Origin of the sequence: Aeromonas eucrenophila (genome assembly GCF_000819865.1) — a bacterium.
GTDB classification, from domain to species: Bacteria; Pseudomonadota; Gammaproteobacteria; order Enterobacterales; family Aeromonadaceae; genus Aeromonas; species Aeromonas eucrenophila.
Genome location: NZ_CDDF01000005.1, coordinates 881,731 through 906,523 on the forward strand (window position 1 = coordinate 881,731; position 24,793 = coordinate 906,523).

At 63.3% G+C, this 24,793-nt stretch carries 20 protein-coding genes, 1 other RNA gene and 1 pseudogene; 10 read left to right on the plus strand and 12 right to left on the minus strand.

All coding sequences use genetic code 11. The annotated features are described in order from the left end of the window. Positions 1–90: 90 nt before the first annotated feature. Genes BN1124_RS07895 through BN1124_RS07905 form a run of 3 tightly spaced genes read right to left on the minus strand, consistent with a single transcriptional unit; the run spans position 91 to position 3,626 of the window. The gene (locus tag BN1124_RS07895; protein WP_042640647.1) at positions 91–1,083 is read right to left on the minus strand and encodes an ABC transporter permease; all 993 of its coding nucleotides are present in this window, start codon (positions 1,081–1,083) and stop codon (positions 91–93) included. Then, positions 1,064–2,551 carry a sugar ABC transporter ATP-binding protein gene (locus tag BN1124_RS07900; RefSeq protein ID WP_042640649.1) on the minus strand — a complete coding sequence of 496 codons (1,488 nt, stop codon included), beginning with the start codon at positions 2,549–2,551 and terminating at the stop codon, positions 1,064–1,066. Before BN1124_RS07900 ends, BN1124_RS07895 begins: the two co-directional genes overlap by 20 nt. Before the next feature lie 58 nt (positions 2,552–2,609). Further along, positions 2,610–3,626: a LacI family DNA-binding transcriptional regulator gene (locus BN1124_RS07905; RefSeq protein ID WP_052445579.1), complete on the minus strand. Its 1,017-nt coding sequence runs from the start codon at positions 3,624–3,626 to the stop codon at positions 2,610–2,612. A 722-nt stretch (positions 3,627–4,348) separates the two neighbouring features. Between BN1124_RS07905 and emrD the strand changes: the two genes are divergently transcribed. Continuing rightward, complete coding sequence (gene emrD, locus BN1124_RS07910; RefSeq protein WP_042640652.1) at positions 4,349–5,548, plus strand: multidrug efflux MFS transporter EmrD; 1,200 nt, start codon at positions 4,349–4,351, stop codon at positions 5,546–5,548. Positions 5,549–5,754: 206 nt separating this feature from the next. Here emrD and ssrS read toward each other — a convergent pair. Together ssrS and zapA are read right to left on the minus strand one after the other, a co-directional pair. Beyond that, positions 5,755–5,936, minus strand: a non-coding RNA gene (ssrS, locus tag BN1124_RS20810) — 6S RNA. Positions 5,937–5,950: 14 nt separating this feature from the next. Then, complete coding sequence (gene zapA, locus BN1124_RS07915; protein WP_033129067.1) at positions 5,951–6,283, minus strand: cell division protein ZapA; 333 nt, start codon at positions 6,281–6,283, stop codon at positions 5,951–5,953. A gap of 173 nt (positions 6,284–6,456) precedes the next feature. On the opposite strand from zapA, the gene BN1124_RS07920 reads away from it, so the two are divergent. The 8 genes and pseudogenes from BN1124_RS07920 to BN1124_RS21660 all read left to right on the plus strand — a co-directional run bounded on the left by BN1124_RS07920 (position 6,457) and on the right by BN1124_RS21660 (position 17,661). After that, on the plus strand, positions 6,457–7,026 hold the full coding sequence (locus BN1124_RS07920; RefSeq protein WP_033129068.1) for a UPF0149 family protein: 570 nt from the start codon (positions 6,457–6,459) through the stop codon (positions 7,024–7,026). Between the two features lie 210 nt (positions 7,027–7,236). Further along, positions 7,237–8,457: a 2-octaprenyl-6-methoxyphenyl hydroxylase gene (gene ubiH / locus BN1124_RS07925; RefSeq protein WP_042640656.1), complete on the plus strand. Its 1,221-nt coding sequence runs from the start codon at positions 7,237–7,239 to the stop codon at positions 8,455–8,457. Positions 8,458–8,528: 71 nt separating this feature from the next. Beyond that, positions 8,529–9,749, plus strand: coding sequence for an FAD-dependent 2-octaprenylphenol hydroxylase (locus BN1124_RS07930; RefSeq protein ID WP_042640658.1), 1,221 nt, complete (start codon positions 8,529–8,531; stop codon positions 9,747–9,749). Between the two features lie 407 nt (positions 9,750–10,156). Next, positions 10,157–11,254: a glycine cleavage system aminomethyltransferase GcvT gene (gcvT, locus tag BN1124_RS07935; protein ID WP_042640660.1), complete on the plus strand. Its 1,098-nt coding sequence runs from the start codon at positions 10,157–10,159 to the stop codon at positions 11,252–11,254. 78 nt (positions 11,255–11,332) lie between these two features. Next, a complete protein-coding gene (gcvH, locus tag BN1124_RS07940; protein ID WP_033129072.1) occupies positions 11,333–11,722 on the plus strand; it encodes a glycine cleavage system protein GcvH in 390 nt (129 codons plus the stop codon). A gap of 232 nt (positions 11,723–11,954) precedes the next feature. Next, complete coding sequence (gene gcvP, locus BN1124_RS07945) at positions 11,955–14,831, plus strand: aminomethyl-transferring glycine dehydrogenase (RefSeq protein WP_042640661.1); 2,877 nt, start codon at positions 11,955–11,957, stop codon at positions 14,829–14,831. A 360-nt stretch (positions 14,832–15,191) separates the two neighbouring features. Then, positions 15,192–16,886 (plus strand): DUF3466 family protein, encoded by a 1,695-nt coding sequence (locus BN1124_RS07950; protein ID WP_042640662.1) that lies wholly within the window; start codon positions 15,192–15,194, stop codon positions 16,884–16,886. A 286-nt stretch (positions 16,887–17,172) separates the two neighbouring features. Further along, positions 17,173–17,661 (plus strand): annotated as a pseudogene (locus BN1124_RS21660) (GGDEF domain-containing protein). 252 nt (positions 17,662–17,913) lie between these two features. Here BN1124_RS21660 and panB read toward each other — a convergent pair. Both panB and BN1124_RS07965 read right to left on the minus strand, forming a co-directional pair. Further along, the gene (gene panB, locus BN1124_RS07960; RefSeq protein WP_197066189.1) at positions 17,914–18,762 is read right to left on the minus strand and encodes a 3-methyl-2-oxobutanoate hydroxymethyltransferase; all 849 of its coding nucleotides are present in this window, start codon (positions 18,760–18,762) and stop codon (positions 17,914–17,916) included. A gap of 28 nt (positions 18,763–18,790) precedes the next feature. Continuing rightward, positions 18,791–19,408 carry a LysE family translocator gene (locus BN1124_RS07965; protein ID WP_042640664.1) on the minus strand — a complete coding sequence of 206 codons (618 nt, stop codon included), beginning with the start codon at positions 19,406–19,408 and terminating at the stop codon, positions 18,791–18,793. A 327-nt stretch (positions 19,409–19,735) separates the two neighbouring features. On the opposite strand from BN1124_RS07965, the gene BN1124_RS07970 reads away from it, so the two are divergent. Beyond that, the gene (locus BN1124_RS07970) at positions 19,736–20,188 is read left to right on the plus strand and encodes an Lrp/AsnC family transcriptional regulator (protein ID WP_042640666.1); all 453 of its coding nucleotides are present in this window, start codon (positions 19,736–19,738) and stop codon (positions 20,186–20,188) included. A 184-nt stretch (positions 20,189–20,372) separates the two neighbouring features. Here BN1124_RS07970 and BN1124_RS07975 read toward each other — a convergent pair whose 3' ends face one another. From BN1124_RS07975 to BN1124_RS20820, 5 genes are all read right to left on the minus strand, one after another. Further along, positions 20,373–20,858 carry a VOC family protein gene (locus BN1124_RS07975; RefSeq protein WP_042640668.1) on the minus strand — a complete coding sequence of 162 codons (486 nt, stop codon included), beginning with the start codon at positions 20,856–20,858 and terminating at the stop codon, positions 20,373–20,375. A gap of 65 nt (positions 20,859–20,923) precedes the next feature. Next, on the minus strand, positions 20,924–21,592 hold the full coding sequence (locus tag BN1124_RS07980) for a dihydrofolate reductase family protein (protein ID WP_042640670.1): 669 nt from the start codon (positions 21,590–21,592) through the stop codon (positions 20,924–20,926). A gap of 20 nt (positions 21,593–21,612) precedes the next feature. Then, the gene (locus BN1124_RS07985) at positions 21,613–21,834 is read right to left on the minus strand and encodes a hypothetical protein (protein ID WP_042640672.1); all 222 of its coding nucleotides are present in this window, start codon (positions 21,832–21,834) and stop codon (positions 21,613–21,615) included. Between the two features lie 192 nt (positions 21,835–22,026). Beyond that, a complete protein-coding gene (locus tag BN1124_RS07990) occupies positions 22,027–23,238 on the minus strand; it encodes an EAL domain-containing response regulator (protein ID WP_042640674.1) in 1,212 nt (403 codons plus the stop codon). Next, positions 23,219–24,736 (minus strand): hybrid sensor histidine kinase/response regulator, encoded by a 1,518-nt coding sequence (locus BN1124_RS20820; RefSeq protein WP_156128143.1) that lies wholly within the window; start codon positions 24,734–24,736, stop codon positions 23,219–23,221. The genes BN1124_RS07990 and BN1124_RS20820 overlap by 20 nt, the downstream gene beginning before the upstream one ends. Between the last annotated feature and the right edge of the window lie 57 nt (positions 24,737–24,793).

The following is a 24,793-nucleotide window of genomic DNA, read 5'->3' on the forward strand; positions in this document are numbered from 1 at the left end:
GATAGCCTCTTGACTGTTGGGCTGCTGCCCGTTCCTTGTCCGGCGAAGGGAGCCCTCGCCACTCGTCTTACTGCCGTTTCCACCACAAGCTCAACGCCGGCGCTGCATGAAGGCGACCATGATGATCACGACGCCCTGCACGGCCGCATTGAGGTAAACACTGATGATGCTGGTCAGATTGAGGATGTTGCTGATGACCGACAGCAGGATGGCGCCCACCAGGGTGCCGAAGATGCGCCCCTCGCCTCCCTTGAGGGAGGTGCCGCCCACCACCACGGCGGCGATGGCCTCCAGCTCCCACAAGAGCCCGGTGGTGGGGGTGGCGGAGCCCAGGCGCGGCACATAGAGCAGGGTGGCGATGCCGACGCAGAGCCCGAGCAGGGCGTAGCTGAGCAGCTTGACCAGATCGACCCGGATGGTGGCGTAGCGCGCCACCTGCTCGTTGGAGCCGATGGCCTGCACGTGGCGCCCGAAGGCGGTGCGGTTGAGCAGCAAGCCCCCGGCCAGCGCCACCAGCAGGAAGACCCAGACCGGAATGGGGATCCCCAGCAGGCTGCCGTAATAGACGGGGCTGTAGATGTCGCCGAGGGCATCGTCCAGGGTCAGGGCGCCGCCATCGGCCAGATAGGTCAGCACGGCCCGGAAGATGCCGAGGGTGCCGAGGGTGACGATGAAGGGCTCGATCTTGCCGCTGGTGATGAGCAGGCCGTGACCGGCTCCGAACAGCAGGCCGAGCAGCAGGGCCAGCGCTATGCCGATGATCACCACCAGCAGGGGAGACTCCGCCAGCGGCCCCGCGCCGAGCCGGTTCATGATGAGGATCATGGCACCGGCGATCAGGGCCGCCATGGCACCGACCGAAAGATCGATGCCGCCGGACATGATAACGAAGGTCATGCCCACGGCGATGATGCCGATGAAGGCGGTGCGGGTCAGCACGTTGAGCAGGTTGTCCAGGGTGGCGAAGTCGGGGTTGAGCAGGGTCCCGAGCAGGCACAGCAGGATGAGCCCCAGCAGCGGGCCCGTGCCCGACAGCAGGGAGGAGAGCCGCTCTTTGCGGGTTTCAGTGGGTGCCGGTTGCATAGGCGATCAACTCCTCTTCGGTCAGATGATGGGCGGGCAGCACCGCCTGCAGGCGGCCTGCCCGCAGCACGGCGACCCTGTGGCACAGGCCGATCAGTTCAATAAGCTCGCTCGAGATGACGATGACGGCACGCCCCTCGGCGGCCAGTCGCTGGATCAGGAAATAGATGTCGCGTTTGGCGCCCACATCCACCCCCCGGGTGGGTTCGTCGAGGACGATGACCCTGGGGTCCGGGTGCAGGAACTTGGCGAGGGCCAATTTTTGCTGATTGCCCCCCGACATCATGCGGGCCCGGATCCCGTGGGAGCCGGCCTTGATGCCGAAATCGGCGATGGCCCTGGTGAGTGCCGCTCGCTCCGCCCCCTTGTCCAGCCAGGGGTGGGCATAGCGCGCCAGGGTCATCAGGGTGAGGTTCTCGGTCAGCCCGAGCTGGGTGTGCAGCCCCTTGCCCTTGCGATCCTCCGGCAGATAGGTGAGCCCCTGCTGCATGGCGGCGCGGGGGCTGTCGATACGCACCGCCTTGCCAGCCAGCTGGATGCTGCCGGCCTGGCGCTCGCGCAGCCCCAGGATGGCCTCGAACGCCTCGGTGCGACCGGCCCCCACCAGCCCGGCGAAGCCGTAGATCTCACCGCTGCGCACCTCAAAACCGAGATCGTCCACCCAGCCGGGGACACTCAGCCCCTTCACCGCGAGGGCGATCTCCGTGTCCTGAGGAGGAGGGAGCCTCGGGGGAAACATGTCCGACATCTCGCGCCCCACCATGAGGTTGGCCATCTGCTGGCGGCTGAACGCCGCCGTCTCGCCACGGCTGACGAAGCGGCCATCGCGCATCACCACTATCTCGTCGGTGACTTGCTTGACCTCGTCCAGCTTGTGGGAGATGTAGATGATGGTGGTGCCCTGGGCCTTGAGCCGGGCGATGAGGGCGAACAGCCGCGCCGTCTCCCCCGGGGTCAGGGTGGCGGTCGGCTCGTCCATGATAAGCAGCCTGGCCTGGCGGGACAGGGCCTTGGCGATCTCCACCAGCTGCTTCTCCGCGACGATGAGCTGGCGGACCTTGGTGGCGGGGGCGCGCTGCAGCCCGACCTGCTCCAGATAATGCTGGGTCTGGCTCGCCATGCGGGCCTCGTCCAGCAGCCAGCCCCGTTTCAGCTCATGGCCGAGGAACAGGTTCTGGGTCAGGGTCAGGTGCTCGGCCAGGTTGAGCTCCTGATGAATGAGCACTATCCCTGCCTGCTCCGCCTCCCGAGAGGAGCTCCAGCGGCGGGCCTCGCCATCGATGCGGATCTCCCCGGTGCTGATGGGTTCGTAACCGGCGAGGATCTTCATCAGGGTGGATTTGCCCGCGCCGTTCTCCCCGAGCAGGCCGTAGACCCGGCCTGCCGCCAGGTCGAAATCGACCCCGTGCAGCACCCGTATGGGGCCAAAGTCCTTGCAGACGCCGTGAAATTCGACACTGAGGCTCATGAGGTTCTCCGGTTGTGTCCGGCCCTGTCAGGCTGTTGGCAAAGAAGGATGAGTGGCATCAGGCGCTGCCCCTGACGACGAGCTTGTGGGGGAGCAGGGCGCCGGGCAGCAGGGTGTCGGGAGTGCTCAGGCGCTGCAGCAACAGCCGGGCCGCCTCGGCGCCGAGCTCGTCCATGGGTTGCGCCATGGTGGTGAGGGGCGGGTTGAGCTGGGCGGCCAGGGGTATGTCATCGAAGCCCATGATGGCGATGTCGTCCGGGATGCGCAGACCCGCCTCCTGCAAGCTGTGCATCAGGCCGATGGCCAGGGCATCGGCGACGGCGAAGATGGCGGTGGGGCGCTGGGGGCAACGGAGCAACTGCTGCGCCGCCTCGGCCCCGGCCAGGAAGCTGAAGCTGGTGACCCGGATGTTCCACTCCTCTGCCAGGGTCAGCCCGGCCTCGGCGAGGGCCTGGCGCACCCCGGCCTCACGCTGGCGGGCATAGAGGTAGGCGGGATCCGCCCCTATCAGGGCGATGCGGCTATGGCCCCGGCTCAGCAGATAGCGCACCGCCGCCGCCGCCGCCCCCTGATTGTCTATGCCGACATAGGGCACCGGCATGGCGGGATCAAATTCGCAGCAGGCGACCCAGGGCAGTGCGTTGATCTCCTGGCTCAACCCCTGCTGGATGGAGTCGGGATCCAGGCAGATGGCGCCATCCGCCCTGTGGGTGCGCAGCAGCTCGAAGGCCGAGCGCTCCCGCCCCGGATCGGCGCCGGTGTCGCACAGCAGCACGAAGTAGCCGTGCTGGCGGGCCACCCGGTCGATGCCGCGCACCACCTCGATATAGAAGGGATTGGTGAGGTCGGGCACCATGATGAGCAGCAGCCAGCTCTTGGCGGTGCGCAGGCTGGTGGCCAGGTGATTGACCCTGTAGCCGAGCGCGTGGACGGCCTGGTCGACCTTGGCCCTGGTCTTGGCGGTGACCCCCTCCTGCTGGTTGAGCACCCGGGAGACGGTGGCGACCGACACCCCGGCCTGCTCCGCCACGGCGGCCATGGAGACGGGATTGACGGGGGAGGGGGCTCGGCTCATTACTGCGACCTGTGGTTGAAATGTAATCGATTACATTTTTAGGCGAGGCCAGCCGAGTTCGCAAGTTTGCAGTAACAAATAAATAACAAACTTTTATGTCTTTGATTTTATGGGGCTGTTGAGAACGCCGTCCTGGGGATATTCGGTGTCATTTGTCGACGGCGCACTCTTCTGGGTGGTGCCTCTAGGCACTACCTCGGAGGGAAAACCGCTCCCGCACGGGTGAAAAGGGCTGTGGCCTCTTGCCGGTGGTCATTCTGAGGCGCTGGCCGATCAGAGAAGGAAGCCGTACTGGAGCCTGGTAGAGCAGGGTCGGATCCCTGTCGATGCGCAAGTTAAGGCCTTGCCCGATAAAAAGGGGCCTTTATCTGGACTCGCTAGCGACAGATCGGGCCCGGGTTCTGCACAAGCGCTGGCCCCTTCGCAGTTGGCCCCGTTCGCGGGGTCAGGCAGGGGCCTTGCCGGCAATAAACGCCTGATTTTCATCCGAAACGAGGGGATGTTTTTCGTCACATTAGAAAAACTTGGGAAAGCAGATTATAAAGATTCGTTCGTTTTTTGTGACATGAATCACTAATATTACCGCAGCCAAGAGAGCGTCCTGCTTTCGGCTGGAGCGGGTCCTCCGCCTTGTTTTTACCCTTCAGTGACCCTTGTTTGGATCCCCTGCAGACATCTGCCAGGGGCGTGGCAGCTTTTTGATGATTTGCGGGACAACAGCTATGACTCGGCACAGTTTCTATCCTCTGTTTTTTCTGACCATCCTGATGGTCGCCGTGGGCCAGATGACCCAGACCCTGTATGTGCCCTCCATTCCCATGATGGCGGGGGACTTCAACGTGGCCTCCGGCCAGTTGCAGGCGGTGATGGCCTGTTACCTCATTCCCTACGGGCTCTCCCAGTTCGTCTATGGCCCGCTGTCGGATCGCGTTGGCCGTCGTCCGGTGCTGCTCATCGGCATGATGGTGTTCCTAGTCGGCACCCTGACCATCCAGCTGATCCCGCACTTCAGCGCCCTGCTGGCCGGCAGCTTCATCCAGGGGCTGGGCACAGGTGCCGGTGGCGCCATGAGCCGCACCGTGATGCGGGATCGCTACAACGGCGCCGAGCTGAACCGGGCCAACAGCCTGGTGAGCATGGGGGTGATCTTCTCCCCGCTGCTGGCCCCGGTGCTGGGTGGCTGGCTGACCGAGCTGTTTGACTGGCGCGCCGGTTACTGGTTCCTGTTCGGCTTCGGCGCCCTGACCACCCTGGCGCTGCTGGCCTGGTTTGGCGAGACCCTGCCCGAGGCCGCGCGTCAGCAGCCGCTGCGGGTCGGTGCCGCCTATCGCCATGTGCTCGGCAACCCGCGTTTTCAGGGCAACCTGCTGTGCCTGATGGCAACCTTCGCGGGTCTGGCGGTGTTCGAGGCGGCGGCCGGGGTGCTGCTCGGCGATGTGCTCAAACTCAGCGCCCGCACCGTCAGCGTCCTGTTCGTGCTGCCGCTGCCCGGCTACCTGTTCGGTGCCTGGCTCTCGGCCCGCCTGAGTTTTCGCCTGAGTCAGGGCAAGCTGATGCGCCTTGGCATCGCCTTCCTGGCGCTGGGCTCCCTCATCATTCTGGTGCCCGGGCTGTTCGGGCTGGTGAGTGCGGCTTCCCTGGTGGGCGGCGCGGCGGTCTACTTCATCGGTAGCGGCATCCTCTATCCGACCGCCACCTCCTGCGCCATCGAACCCTTCCCGGGTCAGGCGGGTACCGCCGGTGCCATCTTGGGTGGCATGCAGAACCTGGGGGCCGGTGTGGTCACCCTGCTGGCGGCCAGCTTCCCGATGCAGGGCCAGCTGACCCTGGGGGCCATCATGACGGTGATGGTGGTGCTGGTGGCCATGAGCTTCGCCTGGCTGCGCCACCACGGCTCGCCCCACGAGCAGATGGCCGTTTGACGCGCACAACAAGAGAAAAGCCCGCCACCCTGGCGGGCTTTTTTATAGCTGGCGACGACTCGATAGTGTGGAAGAGCTGCATAAGAGGAAACACTGCCTGGATACAAGCTGACAGTGGTAGCTGACTAACAGAACCGGAAGGGGCAGTGGTATCCACCATCCAGGCAAAGAAAAAGCCCGTCAGATGCTGACGGGCTTTTTGCTATTGGTACCCCGGAATGCCGTTGCCGGTTTGGGCCCTTGAACCGTGAGTTCAAGGCGGAAATCTAAACTGGCCGCAGGCTTCTCGGTCGGGCCGAGCATGCGCAATAGTCAGAAGATAGATTTCCTGTTGGGTATGATTATCGGCTCGGGGACTTGAACCGGCTGACAAACATCCCAGGGAATTTTAAAACGGTGCGCTTAGGGCTTGGGGCCCTCTTCGCCGGAATCGCCATATTGGCCGTGCTCGATCAGGGCTGCCTCTATGGTGCGCTGCAGCATCTTGATCCGCTTGTCCATGGTCTCAGAGTATTGATGGTTTTTCTCTTTTTCAAGGCAGAGCTCATGACAGAAATTGAGCGCCGCCATGACGGCAAGCTGTTCGTTGCTGGAGACCTTGGAGCGTTGACGCAGCTCGATGAGCTTGTCGGTCAGCTGGTCGGCGGCCTGGCGCAGGGCGTCCTGTTGTCCCAGGGGACAGGATACCTTGTAGGGACGTCCCAGAATGACGATTTCTACGGCCTCTATGCTCATGCCTTCCTCAATACGGCGGGGCTGATTTCCGCCTTTATCCACGTGGACAACTGGGCGGGACTATATAGCGCAGATGCAGAAGTTTCAAGGCCTTGCTGGCTCTGGAAGGGGGAGAATGCTAGGATCCTGACCATAAATTTCGCATATTTGCCTGAACTTTGAGCGGATCTTAGATGAGCAAAACAAACCCCCTGAAATACGCGGCCGTGGCCGACCTGATGGAGCGACATGAGCTGATGGCAACGGCTGTCGAGGCCCATGGCGTGATCTGCGGCCTGGTCTGCGGTGGCGTGGTGCTGGACGACAAGAGCTGGCTGCCTCCTTTCAACGATCTGGTCAACGACGGTTTCGGCCTGCCGGCACCGGTGCGCCAGGTGATGACCGATCTCTATCAGGGCGTCATCGAGGGGCTGATGGCGCAAAAGGGTGTCGAGCTGATGCTGCCAAGCGATGAGGCGCCGCTGGATGAGCGTATCGATGCGCTGGTGGACTGGTCCCAGGCCTTCCTCGCCGGTTTTGGCGTGGTGCAGCAGGAGCTGTCCAGGGCCTCGGAAGAGCTGCAGGAGATGATCCAGGACATCGCCAGCATCACCCAGGTCTCCGCCGAGTTCGATCAGGAGGATGACGAGAACGAGGCCTCCTTCCTGGTGCTCTACGAACACGTGCGCCTCGGGGTCATGATGGCCTTCGAGGAGTTCGGCAAGCGTCCCGATGCCCCGATAGCGCCGCCGACCCTGCACTGATCCCCGCCAGCGGGCGACCGTCAGTCCCTATAAAGAGAGCGCCCCGGTGGCGCTCTCTTGCATAGAGGAGCAGAGGAGGGGCAATGAACGCCGGCGGATGAGGAAGCGGCCAACGGATGGCTCCAATCGGTTTTTGCCCGTGGGGTCGCATCCCGGGGAGCGGCTTTGTGGTAGCATCTCCCCATGTTTTCAGCTTCTTCCCCTCATCTCATGTCTCAATCCTCTCTGGTTCACGTCGATGTGGCTATCGTCGGCGGTGGTATGAGTGGCGCCGTGCTGGCGCTCTCCCTCGCGGCCCTGCGCGGGCCGAGCGGTGCGCCCCTGCAGATCCTGCTGCTGGAGGCGAGCGCCCCGGAACTCAATGCTCATCCCGGCTTCGATGCCCGCGCCATCGCGCTGTCGGCGGGCACCTGCGAGGCCCTGGCCCGTCACGGTCTCTGGTCTCGCTTCGCCCCCCACTGCGCTCCCATCACCGACATCCACGTCTCGGATCGGGGCCATCTTGGCCAGGCCCGCCTGTCGGCGGTGGAATATGGCCTGCCGGCCCTGGGTCAGGTGATCGAGCTGTCGGCGGCGGGCCTTGAGCTACAGCAGGGGATCGCCGCCTGTCCGCAGATCCAGCTGCGCTGCCCGGCCCAGCTCGCGACCATAGTGCCGCTGGAGGAGGGGGTGACACTTACCCTGGCGAGCGGCGAGCGCTACCAGACCCGGCTGCTGGTGGCGGCCGATGGGGGCAACTCCTTCGTGCGCCAGCACTTCAAGATGCCGGTCAGCCGACACGACTACGAGCAGAGCGCCATCATCGCCACGGTCAAGACGGCGGAAGATCCCGCCGGGCGGGCCTTTGAGCGCTTCACCGAGGGTGGCCCGCTCGCGCTCTTGCCGATGCAAGACGGGCTCTCGTCCCTGGTGTGGAGCGTGGCGCGAGATCAGGCCGACGCGCTGATGGCGCTGGATGACGCCGCCTTCCTCGCCCGCCTGCAGCAGGCCTTCGGCTGGCGACTCGGGCGCTTCGAGCGATGCGGTGCGCGCCACCGCTACCCGCTGGTGCTGACCGCCGCCGACTACCCTCTGGCCCAGCGCACCGTGCTGGTGGGCAACGCCGCCCACCTGCTGCACCCCATCGCCGGGCAAGGCTTCAACCTCGGCATGCGCGATCTCGACCTGCTCACTCAGGCGGTAGCCCGGGCGCTCGCGGCGGGGGAGGACATCGGCAGCTTCGAGGTGCTCAGCGGTTACTGGCGCCAGCGCCGGGACGATCAGGACCACACCATCTGGCTGACCTCAGCTCTTGCCCAGCTCTTCTCCAACGGCCACGGCCCCCTGGTGGCGGGTCGCAACCTGGCGCTCTCCCTGATGGGGCGATTTGCCTGCCTCAAGGGGCCGCTGGCGGCCCAGACCCTGGGTTTCGTCAACCAGACGACGAGATGAGGGCAGGCTCCCCTGCCAACCGATTGATGATGCCGGTGGCCAAGGCGGCCGGCCAGCGAAGGAACTAAAGAATGCAAATGCAGACGGTGGATCTGGTGATAGTAGGGGGCGGCATGGTGGGTCTCGGGCTCGCCGCCGCCCTTAAAAACAGCGCCCTGAGCGTGGCCGTGGTGGAGGGCCAGTTGCCCGAGCCCGTGCTCGGGGAGGCGCCGGATAACAGGGTCAGCGCCCTGAGCCTCGCCAGTCAGCACATATTGCAGGGGGTCGGTGCCTGGGCCGGCATCGAGGGGCGGCGTCTGCAGCCCTACGACAAGATGGCGGTGTGGGAGCAAGACAGCTTCGGCCACATAGCTTTCGACGCCGCCAGCCTGCGCCAGTCGGCCCTTGGCCATATCGTCGAGAACCGGGTCATCCAGCTGGCCCTGCTCGATGCGCTGAAAGGAGCGAACAATATCCAGCTGCTCACCCCGGCGCGGGCCCAGAGCCTGCAATGCGGCGAGGCGGGCGCCGTGTTGCTGCTGGACGATGGCCGCGCCCTCTCGGCCAAGCTGGTGGTGGCGGCCGACGGCGCCCACTCCTGGGTGCGCCGTCAGGCAGACATTCCGCTCACCAGCTGGGACTACGGCCATCACGCCCTGGTGGCGACGGTGCGCACGGCCGAGCCCCACGACGGGGTGGCGCGCCAGATCTTCACTCCCGAAGGCCCGCTCGCTTTCCTGCCACTGTGGGATCCCAACCTCTGCTCCATCGTCTGGTCGGTGCCCGCCGCCCGGGCCGAGGCACTCTGTGCCTGCGATGACGAGGGCTTCAACCGCCGGCTCACCGCGTCGTTCGACGCCCGGCTGGGGCTGTGCAAGGTGGAAGGGGCGCGCAGCGCCATTCCGCTCACCGCTCGTTACGCTCGCGACTTTGCCCGCGAGCGGTTGGTGCTGGTGGGGGATGCGGCCCACACCATACACCCGCTGGCGGGGCAGGGGGTGAACCTCGGCCTGCTGGACGCGGCGGCCCTGGCCGAGCAGATCCTGCACAATCACCGTGCGGGGGCCGACATCGGCCTGCTCGCCAACCTGCGACGCTACGAGCGCTGGCGCAAGAGCGAGGCCGCCCGCATGCTGGCGGCGATGGAGGGGCTCAAGCGGCTGTTCGGTGGCAGCCACCCGCTCAAGAAGCTGGTGCGCGGGGTAGGGCTGCGGGCGTTCGACGCCCTGACGCCGCTCAAAACCCAGGTGATCCGGGCCGCCATGGGGCTGGATGGGGAGCTGCCGGCCCTGGCCAAGGGTGAAAAAATCTAATCTTACTCGCGGTTTTTCACAACAAAACTAATCTGACAAGGCTGAATGCCCCTTTGGAGCACCAGCCTTTAATGTTGGCGCGAAGCGAAACGTTTTTCTGTAAATTGTGACGAAACGGTGAAAATCAACATTAAATCTCGCAAAAGCCGGTCATCCACTGTTTTTATCACTGTTTTTGCCTTAGTGTCTGGTGTCAGTTTTACGGGGGTGGATTAGTTTTTTTTGAGCGGTGGCATTCCGCTCTTGTCATATAATCCGCTCCGTTCAAGGAATCACTCTTGCCCGGCAAGGGCAGGAACGAGCACAGACCTTGTGATCCTGTCTCTCTTCCCGAGAGGTAAGCGAGATGGAGGGGTCGCGAGTGTTGTCGCTAACGCTTTAGGGCTCTTTGCTAAGGAAAGAATGCGATGATCCAGACTACTGTACTGCATCCCAAGCACCTGGAAGCCGGCGCCAAGATGGTCGACTTCCACGGGTGGGAGATGCCCATCAACTACGGCTCCCAGCTCGAAGAGCACCACGCGGTGCGCAGCGATGCGGGCATGTTCGATGTCTCCCACATGACCATCGTCGACTTGACCGGCGAGCGCGTCAAAGCCTTCCTGCAACACCTGCTGGCCAACGATGTGGCCAAGCTCACCGTCCCCGGCAAGGCCCTCTACAGCGGCATGCTCAACCCGGAAGGCGGCGTCATCGATGACCTCATCACCTATTATCTCGGCGACACCTTCTACCGCCTGGTGGTGAACTCCGCGACCCGTGAAAAAGATCTGGCCTGGATCCGTCACCACGCCATCGACTTTGCCGTGAGCGTCACCGAGCGCCCGGAGCTCGCCATGATCGCGGTGCAGGGCCCGCAGGCCAAGGCCAAGGCGGCCAAGGTGTTCACCCCTGAGCAAAACGCCGCCGTGGCGGGCATGAAACCCTTCTTCGGGGTGCAGGCCGGCGATCTCTTCATCGCCACCACCGGCTACACCGGCGAAGACGGCTACGAAATCGTGGTGCCAGAGCCCCAAGCCTGCGCCCTCTGGCAGGCGCTGCTGGACAACGGCGTGGCCCCCTGTGGCCTGGGTGCCCGCGACACCCTGCGTCTCGAAGCTGGCATGAACCTCTACGGTCAGGACATGGACGAGTCGGTTTCTCCGCTCGCCGCCAACATGGCCTGGACCCTGGCCTGGGAGCCAAGCGATCGCCAGTTCATCGGTCGCGCCGCCCTGGAAGCCCAGAAGGCCGCCGGCACCCAGCCCAAATTGGTGGGCCTGGTGATGGAGGAGAAAGGGGTGCTGCGGGCCGGCATGCCGGTCACCTTCACCAGCGAGAGCGGCGAGACACGTGAGGGGATTATCACCTCCGGTTCCTTCTCCCCGACCCTGGGTTACAGCATCGCCCTGGCCCGTGTCCCCCGCGATATCGGCGGCGAGGCTCAGGTCGAGATCCGCAAGAAGCTGGTCACCGTGAAGGTCACCAAGCCGGCCTTCGTGCGCAACGGCCAGCCACTGGTGTAACAATCTATTGCGGCGCAGGGAGTCACCCTTCGCCGATTCTTTTTGTCGAAGCGATTCAAGAGCATAAAGGAAGCAGAAATGAGCCATATCCCGAGCGAACTGAAATATGCCACCTCCCACGAGTGGGTCCGTGTTGAAGCCAACGGTGAGGCAGTTGTCGGTATCACCGAGCACGCCCAGGATCTGCTGGGAGACATGGTGTTCGTCGATCTGCCGGAAGTGGGCAAGCAAATCGGTGCCGGTGAAGACTGCGCCGTGGCCGAGTCGGTGAAAGCCGCCTCCGACATCTACAGCCCGGTGAGCGGCGAAATCATCGCCATCAACGAAGAGCTGGAAGGCAGCCCCGAGCTGGTCAACTCCGACCCCTACGGTGCCGGCTGGCTGTTCCGCATCAAGCTGGACGACGCCGGCGAGCTCGCCAACTTGCTGGATGCCGACGGCTACCAGAACGTAGTGGACGAAGCGTAATCCTGTTGGGCCCTGCAATCTTTGCAGGGCCTTTTTGTATGGCCGCCGGGTAGCACGCCTGGTGGTCGGGTGAAGTCGCCGCGCCAGCCCCCTCACCAGATGAGGCGGAGCCGAGCCCAGAATCGCGACCCCCGTGTCCGCACAGCGTGCCAGCGACACAGAACATGAGTGGAGACGGCCCAGGCCGGCTCAGAAATTTTTATCAGGACTTATTTACCAGGAAATCAGGGAAATGACTCAGTCACTGTTTGAACTCGAACAAAAAACCGATTTCATCCGCCGCCACATAGGCCCGGGTGAGGAAGAGCTGCGCGCCCTGCTGGCGGAAGTCGGCGCCGAGAGCCTGGACGATCTCATCGATCAGACGGTGCCTGCCGCCATCCGCCGCCCTGGCCCCCTCGGCATCGGTGCCCCCATGACCGAAGTGGAGGCCCTGGCCAAGCTCAGAGGCTATGCCGCCCAGAACCGGATCGCCAAGAGCTACATCGGCATGGGTTATCACGACACCCACGTGCCCCACGTCATCTTGCGCAACGTGCTTGAAAACCCGGGCTGGTACACAGCCTACACCCCTTATCAACCCGAGTTGGCCCAGGGCCGTCTCGAGGCGCTGCTGAACTTCCAGCAGTTGACCCTGGATTTGACCGGGATGGATCTCGCCAGCGCCTCCCTGCTGGATGAGGCCACCGCCGCCGCCGAGGCCATGGCGCTTGCCAAGCGCATGGCGAAATCCAAGTCCAACCTCTTCTTCGTGGCCGACGACGTGCATCCTCAGGTGATCGACGTGGTCAAGGAGCGGGCGGTGCACTTCGGCTTCGAAGTGGCCGTCGGCCCCACCGCCGATGCGGTGAGCGAGGAGGTGTTCGGTGCCATGTTCCAATACCCAGGCACCACCGGCAACGTCAGCGATCTGCGGGCCCTGATCGCCGCGGTCCAGGCCCAGAAGGGGCTGGCTTGTGTCGGCGCCGACATGCTGTCGCTGCTGCTGCTCAAATCCCCCGGTGAACTGGGCGCGGACGTGGTGTTTGGCTCCGCCCAGCGCTTCGGCGTGCCCATGGGTTACGGTGGCCCCCACGCCGCCTTCTTCGCCACCCGCGACGCCTACAAGCGCTCCATGCCGGGCCGCATCATAGGCGTCTCCAAGGATGCCCGTGGCAAGCCCGCCCTGCGCATGGCGATGCAGACCCGTGAGCAGCACATCCGCCGCGAGAAGGCGAACTCCAATATCTGTACCGCCCAGGTGCTGCTGGCCAACATGGCGAGTTTCTACGCCGTCTACCACGGCCCTGTGGGTCTGGAAACCATAGCGTCCCGCGTCCATCGTCTGACCAGCATCCTGGCGCTGGGTCTCAAAGCCAAGGGCGTGGCCCTCAAGCACGACAGCTGGTTCGATACCATCACTGTACTGACCGAGGGCAAATCCGGGCTGGTTGCGAAGGCCGAGACCCATGGCATCAACCTGCGCTCGGATCTGGACGGCGCCGTGGGCGTCTCCCTCTCCGAAACCACCACCCGCGAGGATGTGGCCGAACTGTTTGATCTCTTCCTTGGCCTGGGTCATGGCCTGGACGTGGCTGCCCTGGATGCCAAGGCACAGGCGCACCACGCCATCCCGCAGGATCTGCTGCGCACCGATGCCGTGCTGACCCACGAGGTGTTCAACAAGTACCACTCCGAGACCGAGATGTTGCGCTACATCCACCGTCTCGAGGCGAAAGACCTGGCCCTGAACTACGCCATGATTTCGCTCGGCTCCTGCACCATGAAGCTCAACGCCACCGCCGAGATGATCCCGGTGACCTGGCCCGAGTTTGGCAAGTTGCACCCCTTCGCCCCGCTGGCCCAGACCCAGGGCTACCAGCTGTTGCTGGCAGATCTGGAAGACTGGCTGGTGAAGGTGACCGGTTATGACGCCGTCTGCATGCAGCCGAACTCCGGCGCTCAGGGTGAGTACGCGGGCCTGCTGGCCATCAAGAAGTACCACGAGTCCCGCGGCGAGGGGCATCGCGATGTCTGCCTGATCCCGGCCTCCGCCCACGGCACCAACCCGGCTTCCGCCCAGATGGCGGGTCTCAAGGTCATCGTCACCGCCTGCGACAAGTTCGGTAACGTGGATCTCGACGACCTGCGCGCCAAGGCCGCCGAGGTGGGGGATCAGCTCTCCTGCCTGATGGTGACCTATCCCTCCACCCACGGGGTGTACGAGGAGACCATCAAGGAGGTGTGCGACATAGTGCACCAGCACGGTGGTCAGGTGTATCTGGATGGCGCCAACATGAACGCCCAAGTGGGGCTGACGGCACCGGGCTTCATCGGTGCGGACGTCTCTCACCTCAACCTGCACAAGACCTTCGCCATTCCCCATGGTGGTGGCGGTCCTGGCATGGGCCCCATCGGCGTCAAGCAGCATCTGGCCCCGTTCGTGGCCGGTCACGCCGTGGTCAAGACCGACAAGGAGAGCCGCAACAACGGCGCCGTGTCGGCGGCCCCGTTCGGTTCGGCCAGCATACTGCCCATCAGCTGGATGTACATCGCCATGCTGGGTGACGAGGGGCTGAAGAAATCCACTCAGGTGGCCATCCTCAACGCCAACTACCTGGCCAAGAAGCTGGGGGAATCCTTCCCCGTGCTCTACACAGGTCGTAACAACCGCGTCGCCCACGAGTGCATCCTGGACATTCGTCCCCTCAAGGAAGCCTCCGGCATCAGCGAGATGGACGTGGCCAAGCGGCTGATGGACTACGGCTTCCACGCGCCGACCATGAGCTTCCCGGTGGCGGGCACCCTGATGGTTGAGCCGACCGAATCCGAATCCAAGCGCGAGCTGGATCGCTTCGTCGAGGCCATGACCCGTATCCGTGCCGAGATCGCCAAGGTGCAGGACGGCCACTGGAGCTTGACCGACAACCCGCTGGTGCATGCGCCCCACACCCAGGACGACGTGATGGACGAGCAGTGGGTTCGTGGCTACAGCCGTGCCGAGGCTGTGTTCCCGTCCGACGCCGTGCGCGCCAGCAAGCTGTGGCCCTCGGTCAATCGCATCGACGACGTGTACGGGGACCGCAACCTGTTCTGCTCCTGCATCCCGACCGAGGACTACGCCGACTGATAGGGGCGACCTACCACGGATAATCGAGCAAAAAACGCGAAGGCCTTGCATCAGCAAGGCCTTTTTTGTTTGCCATCGGACGATACTGTAAGGATGGATCACACCCATGGTGCTGGTGCGATGGCTGCCGATGGGCTCATATACCGAACCCGGTGGATACGTAAAAAGCCTTTATCTGATGGTTATTTGACGGATATTGATAGATGAGTAATTATGCTCGCTTGGTGGTAGTGCATGCGAGGTAATCCACCCGTAACGCACTCAAGCAACGCCGGTCAGAGCGGCCGGATAGACTGACAGATGCTGTGCCCAGCAAGGAGGATTGGGAACGCATTGAACAAACAGGACGTTAGTAAGTCGATGAAAAAGCCATTATCCATGCTCGCCATCCTGGTGGCTGTCAGCCCCCTCGCGCAGGCGTCACAGTCTCCTTTCTTCACCATCGTCGATGATGAGACCCAGGGTTATGCCACCGGGATCAGCGAGGATGGCAGCCAGCTCGTCGGGATCAACACCAGAAACAACCAGGCCGACTACTTCTCCACGGTACGCTTTGCCGACTTCCTGGTCGACCGGTTCCGGTTTGATGACGAGTGCATGCTCTCGGGCAACGCCTGTGACGCCTTCTGGGGGGAGACTGAGCCCGGCTTTGCACATCAATGGCGCACCGACTTTCTGGATGACATCGATCAGCGCAGCAACGTGGGGGGCGAGGGCGGTAGCGAGTCCGATGGCCTGATCACCGCACTGGGCGAAACCGCATCCACGCGGGTGGGCTACCAGATCCAGGAAAAGACCTCGGGCAAGGTGACGGGCATGAAGCTGCGCACCGCCTTTGCCGTCATCGACAACGGTGCCCCCGTTTTCCTCTTCGATGAGGCCAGCGATGAGAACCATGAACCCCATAGTCTGAGCGTGGCGACCGGCATCAAGCGGCTGGATGACGATGAGTTCCTGGTGTTTGGCACCTCGGCCACGGGCCGAAACAAAGCGCACAGCGTGGATGACGAGCCCTATGAATTTTGTTTCGCCGGACTCGATGACAAGGCGGAGGACGAGAACGCATTCAGGGAACTCAGCGAATACCGCTATTGCCCGGGGGTCGATACCCAGGCCAGCTTCTGGTGGTTGAAAAATGACGGCAGCCTCAAGGAATTGCTGCTGCCCGAACAGTATGCCTCCGGCGACAACCAGAGCGAGGCGCTGCAGACGGCTTCCGTTCTGGACGTCGCCGAGGTATTCGATGGCAGAGACTGGTTTGGCGTGGGTTACAGCACAGTAGTCACAGGAAATGAGGAACAGGTGGCCCTGCGGGGGCGTAACCTCGCGACCTACTGGCAACTGGATCTGGAGGGGACCGGCAAGGTGCACGAGACCACCGTCATTCCGCTGCCCGCCGGGGAGCCTGGCGGCGATCTGCGCCACTCCTGGGCGGTCGGCATCAATGAGAATGGCTACGTGATAGGTAACCAGCGCCGGGCAACCGCGAAGGGGGAAAATCGCCCGGTGGAGATGTTTGTCTTCAACCTGGCCACCCCCGAGGTGACTGCCGTCGTTCCCCTGCAAGACGATCCCATCGTCGGTGCCGGCTCCGAGGCGGCGGCGATCAACGACCACGACATGGTGGTGGGCTGGCGGGATGCCCGTGGCCAGGATGACAACGTCGTCGATGGCGCTGCCAATCGCCTGCAGGAGGCCTTCCTGCTCGATGCCCCGACCGGCAATAACTGGTACATCAACGACCTTATCTGCGGGCTGGACGACGATGGCGAGAAGCTGTGCCAGCAAAACGGCTTCTATTATCACATCGTCAATGCCGTCGGCATCAGCAGCGACGGCACCGTCGCCGCCACGGCCAATCGCTACAGCAGCGAGAGCGATCTCAACGAGCGCATCAACGCGACTGTCGTCAGCGTCAGGCTGGTGCCGGTCGAGAAGGATTACGAGGGCAACACGCCCGAAGACTTCGAGGTCAGCGAGGATGGCGGTGGCAGCGCGTTCTGGCTGATGCTGCTGATGCTGCCCTTCGTCTGGTGGCGTCGTTACCAGCGCTAACAGTGACGCTGCGAGGGGGGGCTATGGCGAAGAGGGGCTGTGCAAGCGGGACAACATCGCCCTGCAGATCAGTATCATTGCCATACTGCTGCTGGTGCTTTCGAGCGGACTCTTCATCATCACCGCTGTCTTATTCCGCTCCCGGCTGAAGGGGGTGATCAGTACCCTGACCCAGATGAACCGCCTGCTGCGCTTCAGCTCGGAGAAGGATCTGAAGGGTCTGGTGCTGCCGAATCTGCCCGAGATGGCCGAGTTGCGGACAGAGCTGAATCTGGTGTCGGATCAGATGCTGCAGACCTATAACCGGTCACGTCAGGACAGCCTGACCGGCCTGCATAACCGGCGTTATCTGGATGAGACCCTGGCCCGCTTGCAGGCACAGGAGTCCCCCTTCGTATTTGCACTGATCGATCTGGACAGGTTCAAGTCCATCAACGACACCCATAGTCATGCGGTCGGGGACAAGGTGCTGCGTCGGGTCTCGGCCCTGGACCAGGAGCTGCTGGGCTCCTCGGCCACCCTGTGCCGTTATGGGGGGGAATAGCTGGCGGTCATCTTCGAGCAGGGCACGCTGGAGGACGCCGAATGGCAGATAGAGCGGTGGCGGCTCGGGGTCAGCGAATTGCAGTTGCGGGAAGATGATCTCACCGTGACCTTCAGCGCCGGCATCGGCGCCGCCGACGGGCGCAGCGTAGAGACACTGCTGGAGGTGGTCGATCAGGCGCTGTACCGTGCCAAGGAAGACGGCAGAAACCGTCTCTATCGGGCGCTCTGAACGAAGAGATGAGCTCAGGTTCTCGAGTGGACAACCAGCAGGCCTTGCATCAGCAAGGCCTTTCTTATGGTTGCGAGGGCGGTTTCAGCCTCGCCGCGCCTGGACTCCGCTGTCGATGATGGCGTGCCAGTAGCGCTCCGTCTCGGCCTAGGAGGATGAATAAGCCATAAGCCCTGTGTAAAAGCCTCCGTTCTTTAGAGCTCGGTTTGGATCATGCTTCAGTGACCAGTGGTTTCCAGCCGGTCTTTTGCGTCAGAAGCTGTGCTCGGAGGTGGGGAAGGATCCCGCCTCGACATCGGCAGCGTAGTTGCATGCCGCCTGGTGCAGCAGGGTGTGCATGTCGGCGTACTGCTTGACGAATCGTGGCAGGCGCCCGGTTCGCAATCCTGCCATATCTTGCCAGACCAGCACCTGAGCATCGCAGTGGACACCGGCGCCTATGCCCACGGTAGGGATGGCGACGGCTGCCGTGATTTTCTCGGCAACCTCGGCCGGTACCATCTCGATGAGCAGGGCAAAGGCACCGGCGGCTTCGAAGGCGAGGGCTGTATCGACCAGCCGCTGGGCATCCTCGCCCCGTCCCTGCACACGGTAGCCACCGAGCTGATGCTCCGCTTGCGGGGTGAAGCCTATGTGGGCCATGACAGGGATCCCCGCGCTCACCAGTTTTTCCACCTGGGGCAGCATCTGCTTGTCGCCTTCGAGTTTCACGGCATGAGCACCGCCTTCCTTCATGAATCGAACCGCAGTGTGGAAACACTGCTCGGCCGAGCCTTGATAAGAGCCAAAGGGGAGATCCGCGATCACCAAAGGGCGGCGGGTGGCGCGGGTCACGGCCCGTACCAGCGGGATCAGTTCGTCCACAGTGACCGGGAGCGATGTTTCGTGGCCGTAGACGTTGTTGGCGGCGGAATCCCCCACCAGCAATACCGGGATCCCTGCCTCTTCAAAAATGGCGGCGGTGTACATGTCATACGCGGTCAGCATGGCCCACTTCTGGCCAAGCACCTTCATCTGCTGAAGATGCGGGATCCGGATGCGCGAGATGGCCATACCGGGGGTGGCGCCTTGACCGTAAGGAGAAGATTGTTCACTCATCATGAGGATACTCATAGGGTTGGGATGACATTCAGGTAATCACCCTGTCTGCGAACAGGAGTGCGGCGATAATAATCATGGCCGCGCCGGACAACTGGCTAACCCTGAGGGCCGCCCGCGGGCGGGTTGTCAGTATGGCCTGGGCACCATAGCCTACTAGCAGGTAGACGATACCGCAGCTGATGATATGTACCCAGCCCAGTGCCATCATCTGCACCGGCACCGACCAGGCTGCGGCCGGATCGGTGAACTGGGGCAGCAGGGCCAGGAACAGCAGGAAGACTTTGGGATTGAGGCCACTCACGCAGACACCCTTGAGGGTCCAGCGATGCCATGCCTCCGGCCCCTGATCTTGGTTGGCAGCTGGCGTGGCCGGGTGAATGAGCAGCTGGATGCCAAGCCAGAGCAAGTAGGCCGTCCCCATGAGGGTGATCAAAGTGAGTGCCACCGGGTGGCTGGCCACCAGAGCGCCAACTCCGGCAGCCACGATCAGGATGGCCATCAGGTGGCCGAGCAGTAATCCGGTCACTGCGGGGAGCACGACCCGGCCTCGCATGCCGGCTGAGATGGCATAGGCCCAATCCACCCCGGGCGTTATCACGAACAGGATGGAGACAGCCCAGAAGGCGGCAAAGAGTGCTGGTGTCATGATAATCTGGCCTTTCGCAAAGATGAAACAACTGCCAGGCGTGAGCCGTCTACTCCTGTGCTCTTGGCCGATTCAGTCGGTGGGCACCCTGGCTTGTTGTGTATGCTCTGCCGGTGCAGGCATGCCCCCTGATCCCCCGTCATGGCAACCCGATCAAGGGTGCTGCCGAGTCGCTCTTGTTCCATCCTTTGCCTCTCCTGTTTCGGCTTGATTGGTGAGGTTGAAATTGCCGCCATCACCCTACGATTGAAAAGAATATCCCTGAGTGATTAGAATGTGCTGTCTAATCTTTGCGTTAAGTCTCGATATATAGGGAATATCTTCCAAATGGATAAAGCTGATCGCAAGATCCTTGCCGAGCTCCAGTCAGACGGGCGTCTTTCCGTCACCGAGTTGGCCGAGCGGATTGGGCTCAGCGTCTCTCCCTGTCACCGGCGGGTGCGAGTCCTCGAAGAGACAGGGGTGATCAGGGGGTATCGCGCACAGCTCGATCCCGCCAATCTGGGTCTGAACTTTTCCGCCATCGTGTTTGTCACCCTGAGAGAGGGTGACCGTCAGGCCGTCGCCTCATTCGAGCACGCTGTCATGGAGATCCCTCAGGTCATCCAAGCGCAGCGGCTGTTTGGCGATCCCGATTACCTCCTGAACGTCATTACCCGGGATCTTCCCGCCTTCCAGCGCTTGTATGATGAGCAGTTGTCGGCCCTGCCCAGCGTCCAGCGCCTCACCTCTACCCTCGTCATGAAGAGCGTTGTGCAAGACAGGCCTTTGCCGTTATGAAGGGGAGGGGGAAAGGAGATGTCCTGTGATCATGTCGGTCATCTGCCGATATGCAGGTTCATGTGCGGGTAGCTGTCTGTTGTTGAGCTTCACGCCAGAAAAAAGCCCCCGTCAATTGACGGGGGCTTTGCATTTTTGCCGAGTGCGTGGTCAGTGCATAGGACATACAAAGACGATAGAGGTTTCAGCCTCGCCGTGCCGCCTCTATGGTTGCGATGTCGATCTTGCTCATCTGCATCATGGCCTCGAACGCGCGTCTGGCGGCGGCGGGATCGGGGTTGGCAATCGCCTGGGTCAGGGCGAGGGGGGTGATCTGCCAGGAGAGGCCCCACTTGTCCTGGCACCAGCCACATTCGCTCGCCTGACCGCCGTTGTCGATGATGGCGTGCCAGTAGCGATCCGTCTCGGCCTGATCTTGCGTGGCTATCTGAAACGAGAACGCCCAGCTGTGCTTGACCCCGGGCCCGCCGTTGAGCCCGAGGCAGGGGATCCCCATCAGGGTGAATTCGACCGTCAGCAGATCCCCCTGTTTGCCCGACGGGTAGTCTGCCGGGGCGCGATAGAGGGCGCCGACGGATGAGTCGGGGAAAGTGCTGGCATAAAACCGCGCCGCCTCTTCGGCATCATGGTCGTACCAGAGGCAAATCCTGTTCTTCGCTGCTTGTATCATCTCAATGTCTCCGTTGTGAAACCGTCTTGCACCGTCGTCAAAGCGCGCGTACGGGGAGTTTCAGATCACCAACTGCCATCGGCCATCCGTTGGCGCCTTGCCAGCTCCCTCTCGCTCGGTTCGTTACCCGGGAAGGTACCGGGCTGGATGTGGCCGTCAGGCACATAGGTGCTCATCACCACGCCGGTGGTTGATACCTGGGAGCGGACGAGCCGCAGTGCCGAGGGGCTGGCGCGCTCGCCGAACAGGCGTTTGCCTCGCCCAAGCAGCAGGGGGAAGGTCCACAGGTTGTATTCGTCGATCAGGGACGCGGCCTGGAGCGTCTGGATCAGCTGACCGCTGCCAATTGTCTGCAGATCGGGGCCGGGCTGAGCCTTGAGCGCAGCGATGGCCGCGACGACATCCCCCTGCAGCAGGCTCGAATTGTGCCAATCAAGCCTCATCAGGGTGCGCGAGGCGACATGCTTCCTGGCCGCATTGAGGGTCCTGGCGATCGGGTGATCAACGGGCTGATAAGGCCAGTAGGCCTCGAAGATCTGATAGGTCCGGCGCCCGAGTACCAGCTCGCGATCCTTTCCGTCAAACCCCGCGCTCGAGATGTCCATGCCGGGGTCTGCGTAGCCGACCATCCAGCCGCCGAGGGCAAAGCCACCGGTGGGATCTTCTGCTGGCCCGCCGGGGGCCTGCATGATGCCATCGAGGGAGACGAAGGCCGAGACGATGAGTCTTCTCATCAAGATGCTCCTGTGGTGCGTCAGTCAGACGTGAGGCCCACGCCGAGGGGCGCTGAGCCCGTGGCGTCGGTGGTTTGCATGGCGGCGCTCAACTCCAGCTTGAATTGATCCAGCTGTGCCTTGGCTTGCCGGGCCTGCTCGGCCTGGAGCTTTCCCGTGGTGGCCGCGGTGCCGACCAGCTCGGGGCCGCAGCCGCCGAGCAGCAGGGGAATGAGGGGTAATAGGCATCTGAATGTCGACATGGGCCCTCCCGTCAGGCTCTCAGTATTGTCATCGGCGCCCGCTCTGAGGGGCTTGCCCAAGGTTTGAGTGTAGCGGCAGCCTGGCGTTGGCTGGTGGTTTGGCGAGGTGCTGGCAGCGGGTGGCGGTTGTGACAGCGCCTATGCCCGGCAATAAAAACGCCGATCAGAGGATCGGCGTCTTGCTGGTTGGCGTTATGCCCGCTGGACAGGGCCGGTGGCCCGCCAGCGGCTGTGCCACTGGGCCAGCTGATCGCGGGGCATGGGGTGCCCCACGTAATAGCCCTGACACTCGTCGCAGCCAAGGCGAGCCAGCTGATCCCAGGTGCCCTTGTCTTCGACCCCCTCGGCGACCGACTTGAGGCCTATTTTGTGCACCAGGGTCAGGGTCGACTCTATGATGGCGAGCCGCACCGGATCCTCATGGCAGCGATCGACGAAGCTGCGATCCAGCTTGAGTTCGGTGAAGGGCAGCTGGTTGAGTTGCTGCATCGAGGAGTAGCCGGTGCCAAAGTCATCGATGGAGAGGCCAAAGCCGTGCATCCGCAGCCGGCTCAACCGCTCGAGGGATTGGCCGAGATCCTTGATGAAGGCGCTTTCTGTCACCTCCAGGGTGATGAGCTCGGGTGCGATCCGCCTCGACTCGCACAGCGTGATCAGGCGATCGCACAGATCTCCCTCGACCAGGCTGACGCTGGAGAGGTTCATCGACAACCTGATGGTCGAGCCGGCTGTCTGCCAGCTCTCCAGATCCCGCAGGCACTGCTCGATGAGGCGTTCGGTCAGGGGACCGATGAGGCCGCACTCCTCGGCCAGGGGGATGAAGCGCGCGGGCGCTATCATGCCAAGGGTCGGGTGCAGCCAGCGGGCCAGCGCCTCCACCCCCAGCAACTCGCCGGTGGCGAGGCTCACCTTGGGCTGATACCAGGGCACGATTTCTCCCTGATTTTCCAGCGCCCTGGCCAGTTCGGCGACCTCGATGAGCGGGCCTGTCCCCGCCTGCTGCAGGTTGTCATCCGGTACCCAGCTGGCGAGCAGCTCGGTGAGCCGCCCCTGGCTGGCTGGTTTATCCAGCCGGCCGAGTACCCGCAGGCCATAGGCGTCGCTCATGCGCCGCACCGCCTCGACCACGTCCTCCTCGAGGGCGCTCACCAGTATGATGCCGCCGCGAAACCCGCTCAGGGAGAGACGGCGCAGCAGCGCCATGCCGTCCATGCCGGGCATGCGCAGATCGCAGAGCAGGATATCCACCTGCTGCTGTCGGCACAGGGCCAGCGCCGCCTCGCCATCCGCGGCCTCCAGCGGTACCCGATAACCCAGGGCCTGGATCTGGTGCATCAGCGCCTTGCGCTGAAAGGTGTTGTCTTCCACCACCAGAAGGGAAATGTCAGTGGAGGGTCTGTTCATCGAGCCATGCTCCTATCTCGCTGCCGATCGCCTGTATTCTCTCTTGCAGTTGGCGCACCAGCTCGGCCAATGGCACCGCTTGCTGCTGTTTGCAGCAGCTCTCCACGGCCTGTGCCAGCTCGGCCAGTTCGTGCTCGCCTGTCATCTGGGCCGCCCCCATGATGCTGTGGGCCGCATTGAACAGGCGATCCCATTCCAGTCCGGGTAGCGAGTCCTGCAGGCGCGCCAGATCGATACCGTTGCTGTTCACATATTCGGCCGCCAGGGTGCGGGCCACGGTCTCGCCACCAAACAGGGCTATCCAGCGCTCCCTCATGGCGCTGCCAGCCGGCACTCCCGAGGCAAGCTCGGGCGCCGGCATCAGATACTCTCCCAGTATCCGGCCGAGATCCTCCAGACTGTAGGGCTTGTAGAGCATCTGGGTCATGCCGGCCCGGTCGCTCTGGCGACTCACCATCCTGGAGGCATCCGCAGTCACGCCTATGATGGGCGCCGTCACCCCCAGCTCACGCAGGGCCGCCGTCAGGCGGTAGCCATCGAGATCGGGCATGTGGCAGTCGGTGAGCAGCAGATCGAAGTGTTCCTTCTGCCAGGCATCCAGCGCCAGGCGCCCGTTTTCGCAGAGCCTGAACTCCACGCCAAGCAGGCCGAGTTGACGTTGCAGCAGGGCACGGTTGACGGGGTGATCCTCGGCGACCAGCACCCGGCCTCTTAGCCGCTGGATGGAGGGGGCGACTCGCGACTCGCTGCCCTGTGGCGCTGTCAGCTCTAGGCAGCTCTCCAGCAGCAGATCGGGGTAGAGAGGCTGGCTGCCAAGACGCAAGCAGTGGCGCTGATGCAGGCTGGTGCGCAGGCTCTCCTGCTCGGACAGGAAGATGATGCGATGAGCTTGCAGCTCGGGCGCATCGAACGCGGTTCCCTTGTTCAGACTTTGTGGCGGGCAGAGTCGGTGCAGATCGGTCTCGTCGAGCAGCAGCAGCCCTGGGGCGAGGGCGCCGCCTCGCTCACAAAGCCGCACCTCGGCCCCGAAGCTGCGCAGCAGGGTGGCCCCATAGTGCAGGGACGCCGACACCTGCCAGCAAGTGCCCGCCAGCGGCTTCCCTTCCCAGTGTGGCTCGGGCAGTGGCAGCGACAATATGGCCCGGGTGCCCTGGCCGGGATCACTCTCTAGGCTGAGCTGGCCCCCCATCCGCTCGGCCAGATTGCGGCTGATGGCCAGCCCCAGCCCGGATCCCCCGAAGCGGCGGCTGATGCTGGTCTCGCCCTGCTCGAAGGGATTGAAGAGGCGGGACAGCCGCTCGGGAGGGATGCCGATGCCGGTGTCCTCCACCCGCAGCCACAGTCGCTGATCCCGATAGGCCAGGGTGATGATGACGTTGCCCCGTTCGGTGAACTTGATGGCGTTGTGCAGCAGGTTGGAGAAGATCTGCTCCAGCCGGTTGGGATCGATCTCGACCCGATCCGGCAGGGCCGGATCCCACTGCAGCTGGACCTGCAACCCCTTCTGGCGCGCGGGTGGCCACGTTGCTGCGCACCACGGCGCACAGCACCTCGG